The 13,906-nt window shown below is 43.6% G+C and carries 3 protein-coding genes; 1 reads left to right on the forward strand and 2 read right to left on the reverse strand.

Going from position 1 to position 13,906, the window contains the following annotated elements; translation table 11 throughout:
• Positions 1 to 110: 110 nt before the first annotated feature.
• Both C7Y70_RS16975 and C7Y70_RS16980 read right to left on the reverse strand, forming a co-directional pair.
• Positions 111 to 497, reverse strand: coding sequence for an MmcQ/YjbR family DNA-binding protein (locus C7Y70_RS16975; RefSeq protein WP_099296887.1), 387 nt, complete (start codon positions 495 to 497; stop codon positions 111 to 113).
• 197 nt (positions 498 to 694) lie between these two features.
• A complete protein-coding gene (locus C7Y70_RS16980) occupies positions 695 to 1,492 on the reverse strand; it encodes a hypothetical protein (protein ID WP_135476047.1) in 798 nt (265 codons plus the stop codon).
• 580 nt (positions 1,493 to 2,072) lie between these two features.
• Between C7Y70_RS16980 and C7Y70_RS16985 the strand changes: the two genes are divergently transcribed.
• Positions 2,073 to 13,906 (forward strand): Ig-like domain-containing protein (locus C7Y70_RS16985; RefSeq protein WP_135476049.1); only part of this gene is annotated, 11,834 nt, incomplete at its 3' end.

The following is a 13,906-nucleotide window of genomic DNA, read 5'->3' on the forward strand; positions in this document are numbered from 1 at the left end:
GAGGTGCGTTTTTTATGTTTAAAATAAAGCTTAGTAAAGATAAGGTAATTGAGACGACATAGCAAAATAAGTCATTGCACCGAGCTTTATTCTCAGCACAATACTCGTTTTTACAGGTGAACTTCGATAGCTTTACGGTCTTTTTCTGGCATATTAGATACAACCAAATCAAAGGAATTGTCTATCATTCGTTCAATTTCCCCCTTTGGAACTGAACCATCCAGAATAACAGTATTCCATAACCGTTTATTCATATGGTAGCCAGGTATCACTGAAGGAAAAATATCACGTAATGCTTGTGCCTCATCAGGGTCGCATTTTAAGTTCATCCACCAAACGGGGTTGCCATCTTCATCTGTTTGTCCTTCATTACCAACGGATAATGTGGCAAACATTTTATGATTTACTTTGTAAACGTCAACTTCTTGGCCAAAAGGTTGGGTAACCATAACCAAGGGTTTTTTAGTTAAATACTCATGTGCTGTGTGTTGATCCATGATCCAGTCCTTGAAGTCATTTTAAGATAAGTTAACAATAGCAGCTTTTTCCTAGTTTAGTCATGAAAAAGCGATTAATAGGTATAATTTATTAGTAAAAACAACCCCTACAATAATTGCCAAAAGCTTAAACGTATGTTGATAGTTTTATATAGGCCAGTTGAGTAGCCTATTGTGAAATAACATCAGTGTGTTTATTAAACTGACTTTGGTAAAGATGAGTAAGCTATAACAGCGGCATCTCGCTTTACTAAATCAGGTTTAGATGAGGCTTTCCCATAAATATCACAATATGCAATGGGGTCACCTTCATGGGCTAATAAATTATCATGGCTATAACCAGATAAGACTTTCTGCCATTTCTTAACAATTTGTACGGGAGCAGTGGATAAAGCGTTTAAAATAAGTTTAGATTCTTCAAAATTGCTATTAATTGCAATATTTAGCATATCGTCGTTTGCTGCCCCAAGCCAACTTGCGCCATTAGTGCCAACACATAAAAGTGGCATGTAAGGAGCCAGCGCAGGGCATACATCATTTCTATAAATATCAACCTTCCAATAGCTCCGGGCTATTTTTACAAACTGAGCAAAATCCTTTATCGGTGTAAAGTTTGATGTCGCTAAAGGCAAAATCTCTACTCTGGGTTTATTGGCATTTACGGTGTCGTTAGCAACATCAATATACCAAGGACCAAGTATAAACGCATTTTGAAAGTACTCATCCCGCAGTGACCCCCAGGCTTTTTGTAAAGGATTGCCTTGGTCTATAAGATCTTTTATTAAGTTAATCCCAGGCTTGTCTGTGGTAGGTAATTCCGTTTGCAATAGTGTAAACACTTCATCGCGAATTTCTCTACATCGGCCAATAGGGTAAGGCTTTTCAGCAAAGTAAGGGATTGTTGGTGCCAGTTTTAAATCAGCTAATAAGCGTAAATGGGCTAGATCAGCGCATATCAGTGTAAGTTGTTCTGGCGTAAAAAGTTTATCAAGCACGTATATTCCTTTGAGTTTTTTATGATTTTAGTTGAGCTTGGGTGTCATTTTTAGTCACCTTTTTAATTAAGTTTAGCTTGGACATGTGTATCTTTCGAGATTGTTTACAGTCGTTTTTTAGTTAATGCAGTTCCTGTGTAGTAATTCCCCATAAATAAGTGATAACGCGCAATAAGTTAAAAAGCAAAATTGTATGGATAAAAATAAAGCTGCATTTAGTAAGGCAATTGTTTTTATAATGGTTTTTATGGTGCTTGATATAAATCAAATAAACTGAAAGCTCTATAAAATAAGTGAAAAATAAAGTTGTGGCCTGTAGCTTTTAAACTAAGCTTTTAACTGAATTTAGCATTAATATTTGCAAAGAAATGTAGCATGATAATTGGATATCACAGGGACATTTCAGCATGGAAGCAAAAGTTTACAATCAACAGCAACTTTGCCATACGTGGTTCCCCAAGTGATGAGTTATATAAGGAATCAATACTTATTTAGCTCGAGTTTAAAAGCAAAAGTAAACACAGAGCTGCGCCAGTTGCTCTGAAAAAAGTATATTTAGTTCAATATTATTTAGGTTGATATGATGAAATTAAATAAAGTCACAAAGGCTATGACGCTTATAGGCGCGTGTGCAGCTAATACATTATCAATAGATGCTTGGGCAGCAGCACAAACAATAAACTTTTCTGCTGGAAATGGCTCTGGATTGCAATTTTTGCAAGATGGGCAAAATGGTGTGAACGATGTTACTGGTTTTAGTTTTATATTCGACGCTGGTTTGGCATCTGACTATACAAGTATAAATGACTGGCAGTATTTTAACGGCATAGCAGCTTATTCTTTTTCACTCACGAATGTTTTAACTGGGGGAACTAGCGTTGGCATGGTGCTTTACGAAGAAAATGGAGATAACTTTAGTTTAGAGTCATTTACATTTTTTCGTCAAACGTCCACAGAAAATGGTAATGACTCAGTAACGTTGAAAGGTTATTTAGACGGTAGCCTTATGGTTACTAGCAACGTTGTTATTCCGAATGGCTCCGTTAATTCCTCGTTTACCATGACTCGAGCGTCAGACTTTAATGATGACCTTTTTAAAAATGTTGATAAGGTAACTTTTGATTTTCCTGTAGTGGGAATGGGTAGTGATTATGATCCCCGCCACGCCCCAGTTAATATCGTTATTGATGATGGTCCTGCTGACAGTACGGCTCCGATTATCAGTCAGGTAACACCTGTTGCTTCGCCCACAAATGATAATACCCCAAATTATATTTTCAGTACGGATGAAGTAGGAACGCTTTTGATGGGAGGAAGCTGTGGTACTTCGACGTCAACAACGATAAGTGGCACAGGGAATCAAACAATCATATTGACGCAAACTGATAATAGTAGTGCATTAGCAAATGGCACTTATAGTAATTGTACAGTAACTGTTACAGATGCTGCGGGTAACACAAGTAATGAACTGGCTATTATGAGCTTTACTGTTGACGTAACTTTGCCCACGTTTGATGGTGCAAGCGCAACGCCGAGTGACAATGCCACCAACGTACCAATTAGTGACGATATTATTATCGACTTTAGCGAAAATATTGCACTTGGTACAGGCAATATAACGGTCCGAGATGTTACTGGCAGCAGCAACTTTGCGGTATTTGATGTTGCAGCACAAAGTGATGGCGCAACCACTAGCCCAAGTGCGGGCCGCATTGGTATTGTAAACGATAAGGTTTATATTAATCCGACGAGTAGTTTAACGGGCAGTAATCAATATTCAGTGCGAGTAGATTCAACGGCAGTTGATGACTCTGCTGGTAATAGTTTTGCAGGGATTAGCGACGATACAACATTTAACTTTACTACTGCAGATGTCACCGCACCTAGTTTTGACGGTGGTAATTCAACGCCTAATGATGATGACACGGATGTGTCTGTCAGTAATAACATTGTTATTGATTTTGATGAAAATATTGCACTGGGTATGGGCAATATAACGGTGCGCGATGTCACTGGTAGCAGCAACTTTGAGGTGTTTAATGTTGCGACGCAAAGTGATGGCGCAACGACCAGCCCAAGCGCGGGTCGTATCGGCATCGCTAATGACAAAATTTATATAAATCCGACAAGTAGTTTAACGGGCAGTAATCAATATTCAGTGCGAGTAGATTCAACGGCAGTTGATGACTCAGCAGGCAATAGTTTTGCGGGCATTAGTGACGATACCACCTTTAATTTTACTACAATCAACGCCGCACCTGTGGTTGATTTAAATAGTGGTACATCAGGTAATGATACCACAGCTTCATTTTCTGAAGGGTCTGGTGCCGTTAGCTTCATGACAAGCCCAACAGTCACGGATACTGATACAATAACAACAATTACAGTCAGTTTAACGAATGATCAAGATGGCGCTTCAGAAGGGCTTAATGTATCAGCCAGTGCGCAAAATGCGCTGACAGGAGTAAGTGGCGCTTCTGACATAACACTGCAAGATACACTCTCTATAACGGGCGCAACAGCGACAACAGCCGAGGTTGCAGCTTTCTTACAAGCTGTAACTTACAATAATACGAGTTCGACGCCGGATACCACGTCGCGCACGGTGAGCGTTGTTGTTAACGACGGAACTGACAACAGTGCGTCACGAAGTGCTGTTATTAGTGTAGCCAATGTAACAGCGGCCAGTACGACCGGGGCATCATTTAATACCACATCGGGCGCCAACTTAAGCCCAGCCATTAGTTTCAGCAGTGACAATGAAACACTGACTATAGCATCAGCGAGTCATATTGTTGGGTCTACAGCCCAAGGTGGCGACGGCACAGATGAAATTATTGTTATAGATGGTAGTGATCTCACGCACTTGACCAGTTTAACCGCTTTTGAAACGCTCTCTACCTATAATAACGGCTCGTTAACACTTAGCGAGTTACAACACGATGCGTTTACAACCATAAATGGGACTGGCACAAATACATTTACCTTGGCAAGTGCCGATGGGGATAGCACTGTAATTGCAGATGCAGACATAGAAACGTATGTTTTAAATGCCGCTTTCAATATTACTTTATCAAGTGCAGCGCAAAATATTACCGGAAGTGGCAGTGCTGATACCGTTAATATTGCAGGCTTAAGTGTTACGGGGACGCTTGCTGGCGGCGGCGGTACTGACATACTGCAAATGAGCACTGGTGCTAATATTAGTAATGCCACAGTAAGTGCGTTCGAGTCTTTAACATTAAGCAGTGGTGCTTCAGTGACGATGACTGAGGCGCAACACGACAGTTTTTCAACGGTAACGGCTTCTGGCGCTGATTCAATCACCATAAGCACCGCGACCGATGGCCTAACTGGGAATAGCGCAGTTGAAACCTATGTATTGTCAGCAGGGAATACATTTACCTTAGGCAGCGCGTCACAGAACCTAACGGGTAGTGGTAGTGACGACACTGTAAATGTGAATGCGTTGAGTGCGACGGGTACTTTAGCGGGTGGAAGTGGCACAGATACCTTGGTTGTTACCAACGGCGGTAATATATCAGGTGCAACAGTCAGCGGGTTTGAGGATTTATCGGTTGCTGCTGGTGGTACTGTGACAATAAACGCAGCCCAACTGTCAGGGTTCACAGGGACCGTATCTGGCAGTGGCACAGAAACGGTATCTGTTTCTGGTGATGGCAATTTGAGTACGGTATCAGCCATTGAGAATTATACTTTAAATGATGACAGTACGAACGCTCGGTCGGTGACTGTAACCAGTGCAGGGCATTCTGTTACTGCAACATCGACGACCGATGCCATTACGTTTGATCTAGGCACGCTTGCGTTTACGGGCACCATTACGGGTGACAATACTGTTTCAGATACACTGAGTTTAAGTAATGGTGCAAATATATCAGCGGGTACCATAAGCAACATAAGTAATTTAACTTTGGCATCAGGTGCTTCAGTTAGTATGACCGCAAGTCAGCATAATGCGTTTAGTGGCACAATAACTGCGTCTGGCTCAGAATCTATTACCATTAGCGGAGATGGTGATTTTACTGCTTTAGCCGGTGTTGAAAGCTATAGCGTGGGTGATGACAGCACTAATACTAGAACCATTACAGTTTCAAGCAGCACCAATGTGGATGCTATTTCATCCACAGATGCAATAACATTTGATATAGGCTCAAGTGCCTATATAGGCACACTAACCGGTGATACCAGTCAAACTGATAGAGTATCGGCCTCTAATGGAGCAGATGTCTCTGGTGGTAGTTACTTTAATATTGGTACTTTGAGCTTAAGCAGTGGTGCAACGGTTGCTATCGACGCTGGCAATATCGGTGATTTTGGCACGTCAATGGTCGGTAGTGCTGGCAACGAAACACTGAAATTAATGGATGGCGGCACGTTTGATTTTAGCAGCACATCGGTTTCATCAGTTGAAGGTGTAGCTATTGGAACAAATAGTAATTTTGCAATTACTTTAACGGATAATTTTGCATCAGATGGCGGCACGGTCGATATAACCAATACCACAGGCAGTGCGATCACCGGTACAATTACGTTGGATGCGAGTGCATTTAGTGGTGACGTGTTAACTATTTCAGCAGCAGATTTAAATGGCTCTGATACTTTTACTGGTGGCAGTGGCGCTGATACCATCCGCCCTGGTGGCGGCACCGATTCAATGACAGGGAACGGTGGTAATGACAACTTTATAGGCAGTACGTCAGATCTTTCTGGTGATACCATTGCAGACTTAGCCATTGGGGACATGATCACGTTAATCGGCGTTACGGGGCTATCAACTAACAACGTACGTTTTAATGGTTCAAGCACCTTAGAAGTTGATACCGATGCGACTGATTTTAATATATCCGAGTTGACACTGTCACTGACAAACGCACCTTCAGCAGATTTAGCATTTACTGTTGCTGATAGTGGTGCAAATACGGTGGTCACGTTCATTGCTAGTAATAGTGTACCCGTATTTTCTTCATTAAATGGCGGTTCAACGTTTATTGAAAATGGTAGTGCTGTTGCGATAGATAGTGACGTGACAGTGTCTGATACTGAATTAGACGCACTCAATAGTGGCAATGGCGATTACAATAATGCAAGTCTTACAATTTCAAGAAGTGGTGGTGCAAATAGTGCTGATGTATTTGCGAATAGCGGTCTGTTGGGAACGCTGACCCAAGGTAATAGTTTTACTTATAATAGTGTATCAGTAGGTACTGTAACAACCAATTCTGCGGGTACTATTAAACTCACATTTAATAGTAGTGCAACATCAAGTATTGTTGATGCGGTTATCTCTTCTCTCACTTATGCTAATACTTCTGAAGACCCATCCAGTAGTGTTACATTGGATTATATCTTTAATGACGGTACGTCTGATAGTACTGGCACAAATCAAGCAACTGTATCAATTACTGCTGTTGATGATACGCCGACAGATATAGCGTTATCTTCATTAAGTTTGACTCAATCAAGTACTAGTGTAGGTGCTGATGTTGGAACCTTAAGCTCTACAGATGTTGATGATAACAGTCATACTTACACTTTAGTTAGTGTGGGAGCATCAACAAGTGGAACGTGTACAGCGAGTAGTGGTAACAGTAGTTTCCAAATAAACGGCAGTATATTAGAAACGCAGGCAACAATTAGCGCAGGCAGCTACATTATTTGTGTGCAATCTTACGATGGTAGTACTTCATTCCAAGAGTCATTTACCATAACTATCAGTGATGATGTGGCGCCAAGTGCACCAACGTCACTCGATTTGAATGCAGCATCAGATAGTGGATCTTCAAATACTGATAATTATACCAATGATACAACCCCCACATTGTCGGGCTCTGCAGAAGCAGGCTCAACGGTTAAGTTGTTTAGTAGTGTGACTGGAAACACTGTTATTGGTACAGGGACTGCAACGAGTGGAACGTGGGAGATCACAACAAGTACACTAACTTCTAACACCACTCACACCTTTACGGCAACTGCAACGGATGCAAGTAATAATATATCGTCGATATCCAGCGGTTTGAGTATCACGTTAGATTCGATAATCCCAAGTGTGTCAAGTACACCTGATTTAAGCAGTGCAAGTGATACCGGAAGTTCAAATACAGACAATATTACAACTGATGCCACGCCCACTTTTGTTGGGACTGCTACAGCTGGAGATACGGTTACACTCACTTCAGATCAAGATGGTGTATTAGGATCTGTGGTTGTGCCATCTGGTGGTACGTGGAGTTTTACACCATCATCTGCGTTGTCTTCAAATTTACACTCGATTAGTGCTTTTACAACTGATCTTGCTGGCAATAATAGCATTTCGTCAAGCTCTCTAAATGTTAACATTGATACAAGTGCAAGCTCACTTAGCATCACTACGCCTATTGAAGGCGATGGTAATGTTAATGCCAGTGAGGATAGCGATGTATTGGTACAGGGCAGTGGTGCTGAATCTGGCGCTGCAGTTACGGTTAATATTGGAGGGATCAATAAAACGATCACTGCAGATTCAAGTGGTATTTGGACACTGCTCGGTAATGAGTTAGATATCAGTGCGCTAAATAACGGCAGCTTAACGGTATCAGCAACACAAACAGACTCAGCAGGTAACACGTCGACGGCGGCAACAACCTCAATCACATTAGATAACTCAGCGCCCAATGCTGTAACCATTACGACACCGATTGAAACCGACGGTATTGTGAACGCTGCGGAAGACAATGATGTACTAATTACAGGCTCTGGTGCAGAAGCCAACGCCAGCGTCACGGTCACTATCAGCGATGGTGCGAATAACCAATCGCGAACAGTGACAGCTGACGGCTCAGGTGCATGGACATTCAGTGGCAGCGAGTTTGATGTTAGCAGCTTTAATGATGGCACACTCAGTGTGAGCGTCACACAAAGCGACACGGCAGGTAACATCTCGACGACGGCAACGACATCTATCACATTAGATAACTCAGCGCCCAATACTGTCACCATTACGACACCGATTGAAACCGATGGCATTGTGAATGCTGCAGAAGACGGTGATGTATTAATTCAAGGCTCTGGCGCAGAGTCCAATGCTAGCATCACTGTTACTATCAGCAATGGTGCGAATAACCAATCACGCACGGTGACTTCTGACGGCTCAGGTGCATGGACACTCAGTGGCAGCGAGTTTGATGTCAGCAGCTTTAATAATGGCACGCTCAGTGTGAGCGCCACACAAAGTGACGCGGCAGGTAACATCTCGACGGCGGCAACGACATCCATCACATTAGATAACTCAGCGCCCAATGCTGTTACCATTACGACACCTATTGAAACCGATGGTATTGTGAATGCTGCGGAAGACAGTGATGTATTCATTCAAGGTGACGGGGCAGAATCAGGCGCAACAGTGACGGTCAGCATTGACGGTGTGGCTAAAACCACGACAGCTGATTCAAGCGGTAATTGGACGTTGTCGGGTAACGAATTAGACATTAGCGCGCTGAATAATGGCACGCTTACGGTATCAGCAACACAAACAGACTCAGCAGGTAACACGTCGACGGCGGCAACAACCTCAATCACATTAGATAACTCAGCGCCCAATGCTGTAACCATTACGACACCGATTGAAACCGACGGTATTGTGAACGCTGCGGAAGACAATGATGTACTAATTACAGGCTCTGGTGCAGAAGCCAACGCCAGCGTCACGGTCACTATCAGCGATGGTGCGAATAACCAATCGCGAACAGTGACAGCTGACGGCTCAGGTGCATGGACATTCAGTGGCAGCGAGTTTGATGTTAGCAGCTTTAATGATGGCACACTCAGTGTGAGCGCCACACAAAGCGACACGGCAGGTAACACTTCAACGGCGGCAACAACCTCGATCACATTAGATAACTCAGCGCCCAATGCTGTCACCATTACGACACCGATTGAAACCGATGGCATTGTGAATGCTGTAGAAGACGGTGATGTATTAATTCAAGGCTCGGGCGCAGAAGCCAACACCAGCGTCACGGTCACTATCAGCGATGGTGCGAATAACCAATCACGCACGGTGGCTGCTGACGGCTCAGGTGCATGGACACTCAGTGGCAGCGAGTTTGATGTCAGCAGCTTTAATGATGGCACACTCAGTGTGAGCGCCACACAAAGTGACGCGGCAGGTAACATATCGACGGCGGCAACGACATCCATCACATTAGATAACTCAGCGCCCAATGCTGTTACCATTACGACACCTATTGAAACCGATGGTATTGTGAATGCTGCGGAAGACAGTGATGTATTAATTCAAGGTGACGGGGCAGAATCAGGCGCAACAGTTACGGTCAGCATTGACGGTGTGGCTAAAACCACGACAGCTGATTCAAGCGGTAATTGGACATTGTCGGGTAACGAATTAGACATTAGCGCGCTGAATAATGGCACGCTCACGGTATCAGCAACACAAACAGACTCAGCAGGTAACACCTCGACGGCGGCAACGACATCCATCACATTAGATAACTCAGCGCCCAATGCTGTCAGCATTTCGACACCGATTGAAATTGACGGCATTGTGAATGCCGCAGAAGATGAGGATGTGTTAATTCAAGGTGACGGGGCAGAATCAGGCGCAACAGTGACGGTCAGCATTGACGGTGTGACTAAAACTACCACCGCCGATTCAAGCGGTAATTGGACGTTGTCGGGTAACGAATTAGACATTAGCGCGCTGAATAATGGCACGCTTACGGTATCAGCAACGCAAGCCGACAGCGCAGGCAATACTTCCACAGCGACGACCACGACCATCAGCTTGGATAATCAAGCCCCGAATGCACTGACGATCACCACGCCAATTGAAACAGATGGTGTTGTAAATGCTGCTGAAGACGGTGATGTGTTAATTCAAGGTGGCGGGGCAGAATCAGGCGCAACAGTGACGGTCAGCATTGACGGTGTGGCTAAAACCACGACAGCTGATTCAAGCGGTAATTGGACATTATCAGGTAACGAATTAGACATTAGCGCGCTGAATAATGGCACACTTACGGTATCAGCAACACAAGCTGACAGCGCAGGTAATACCTCAACAGCGACAACCACAACCATCAGCTTGGACAACCAAGCGCCGGATGCGTTGACGATTAGTACACCAATAGAAACCGACGGCATTGTGAATGCCGCAGAAGACGGTGATGTGTTAATTCAAGGTAGTGGTGCAGAGTCAGGTGCAACAGTCACAGTCAGCATTGACGGTGTGGCTAAAACCACCACCGCCGATTCAAGCGGTAATTGGACATTGTCGGGTAACGAATTAGACATTAGCGCGCTGAATAATGGCACGCTCACGGTATCAGCAACACAAACAGATGCGGCAGGTAACACCTCGACAGCTGCCACAACTGCGATTATGCTCGATAACCAAACCCCTGATGCTGTTAGTATTACTACGCCGATTGAAACTGACGGCATAGTAAACGCTGCTGAAGACAGTGATGTGGTAATTCAAGGTGGCGGCGCAGAGTCAGGTGCAACAGTCACAGTCAGTATTGACGGTGTGACTAAAACCACCACCGCCGATTCAAGTGGTAATTGGACATTGTCGGGTAACGAATTAGACATTAGCGCGCTGAATAATGGCACGCTTACGGTATCAGCAACACAAACAGATGCGGCAGGTAATACATCTACGGCTGCTACAACTACGATTATGCTCGATAACCAAGCCCCCGATGCATTAACGATTAGCACACCAATAGAAACAGATGGTATTGTGAATGCTGTTGAAGACGGTGATGTGTTAATTACAGGCTCAGGCGCAGAAGCTAATACCAGCGTTACGGTCACGATCAGCGATGGCGCGAATAACCAATCGCGCACTGTGACAGCAGATGGCTCAGGTGCGTGGACACTCAGTGGTAGCGAGTTTGATGTCAGCAGCTTTAATAATGGCTCACTCAGTATTAGCGCCACGCAAACAGATGCAGCAGGTAACACGTCGACGGCGGCAACTTCATCCATTACATTAGATAACGAAGCACCAAATGCTGTAACTATAACCACGCCAATTGAAAGCGATGATAAAGTTAACGCAGTGGAAGACAGCGATGTATTGATCACTGGCTCAGGCGCAGAAGCTAATACCAGCGTCACGGTCACTATCAGCGATGGCGCGAATAACCAATCGCGGACTGTGACAGCTGACGGCTCAGGTGCATGGACACTTAGTGGCAGCGAGTTTGATGTCAGCAGCTTTAATAATGGCACGCTCAGTGTGAGTGCCACACAAACTGACGCAGCTGGTAATACCTCGACGGCAGCAGCAGCCACGATTACGCTCGATAACTCAGCGCCAAGTGCTGTGAGTATCACAACTCCAATTGAAGGCGATGGTAAAGTTAATGCAGTGGAAGACAGTGATGTACTAATCACCGGCTCTGGTGCAGAGGCTGATACTAGTGTCACTGTTACTATCAGCGATGGCGCGAATAGCGATACACGTACGGTCACGGCTGATGGCTCGGGTACATGGACACTCAGTGGCAGTGAGTTTGATGTTAGCACGTTTAATAATGGTACATTGACCGTTAATGCCACTCAAACAGATAGTGCGGGCAACACGTCTAGTGTTGCAAGTACTTCTGTGATCTTAGATAACGTGGCGCCAACAGGAACTACCGCAGCTATTGATCAAAGCATTATAAATAGAAGTAATGAATCAGAGCTTAGTTTTACCTTATCAGGATTAGAAAGCTCAGGCAGTTTCACTTATCAAATTTCTGATGGGTCTAATACTGTAAGTGGTCAAAGTGCGGTTGCTATAACCAGTAATACAGAACAAGTTTCATCGATTAATGTTACAAACCTTAATGAAGGCACCTTAACACTTACTGCAATCGTTACTGATGAAAGCGGAAACCCTGGAATTGGAGTGACTGATACAGTCACCAAGCAATATAATGTTGTGCCAGTGTTATCAGGTAATCCCACAACAAGCATAAATGAAGATAGTGTTTATAGCTTTATACCAACATTAACTGATTCAGATAGTGAAGATACGCATACTTACTCAATCACTAATAAGCCGACTTGGGCTAGCTTTGATACACAAACAGGTGAATTATCGGGTACACCAACGGATGAGCATGTTGGCACAACATCAAACATACAAATATCGGTTGATGATGGCACAGATACAGGTAATTTAACGGCCTTTGATATTGAAGTAATAAATACCAATGATGCACCAACGGGGCAAAACATCAGCTATACCATTAATGAAGGAGGAACACTTTCAAGAGACTTTAATAATGGCTTACTCACGTTAGCAGCTGATGATGATTTAGACTCTAATGACAGCTTGACGATCGCTAAAGATACCGACCCACAATACGGTAGTTTAACGCTCAATAGCAATGGTAGCTTTAGTTATGTTCACGATGGCAGTGAAAATCTAACTGATAGTTTTACTTATCATGTTGAAGACAGTGAAAGTGCTAGTTCATCAGTGTATACCGTAACAATTAATATGAATGCTGTTGAAGATGCCCCTACAGCATTTAATGACAGCATTTTGACTCTAGAGGATGAATCTAAATCAATTAATGTACTTAGTAATGACTCAGATCCTGAAAGCAATATGGTTGCCTCATCTGTTACAGTTAAAACGCAACCAACAAAAGGTCAGCTTAGTATTGCTAATGGTGTTGTAACGTTTACACCAAATTCAAACGTTAACGGAAGTGATTCGTTTACTTATACGGTGAAGGACTCAACGCTTGCAGAATCAAACGAAGCGATTGTGAACATTGATATTACTCCAGTGAATGATGCCCCTGTAGTGAGTAACTTTAATGAAATGGTGGATGAAGACACCGCAACTAACGCGATTCAAGTTAGAGGAGGTGCCACTGATATTGAAGACACGATTCCGACAGGAAATATTGCAGTTGTAGCACAGCCTTCAAAAGGGGCCGTCAGTATCGACCAAAATGATGGAACTTTAATTTATACACCGAGTGCTAATGAAAATGGCCAAGACACCTTTACCTACACCATTGCAGACAGTGAAGGGTTAGTCTCTAACACCGCCACGGTAACGATTAATATAGGCGCAGTGAATGACCGCCCAATAGTGGTTGATGATGCAGTGACCACAGACGAAGATACCGCGACAAGTATTGCCATTTTAACGAACGATTCAGACGTTGAAGACCAAGGATTCAATGGCGCGAATGTATTGTTAGAAGATAAAGGCGACGGCGTGGGAGAATACAGCTTTGCCAGTGTGAGTGTTGATTTAGATGGCAGTTTAGCCATTACACCGAAGACAAACATCAACGGAGTTTACAGCTTTACTTATACGGTTAAAGACAGTGAAGGATTGGCTTCAGAAGCGGCCAAAGTGACGCTTACAATCAATGC

It is taken from the genome of Pseudoalteromonas sp. KS88 (assembly GCF_004766475.1).
Lineage (GTDB): Bacteria > Pseudomonadota > Gammaproteobacteria > Enterobacterales > Alteromonadaceae > Pseudoalteromonas.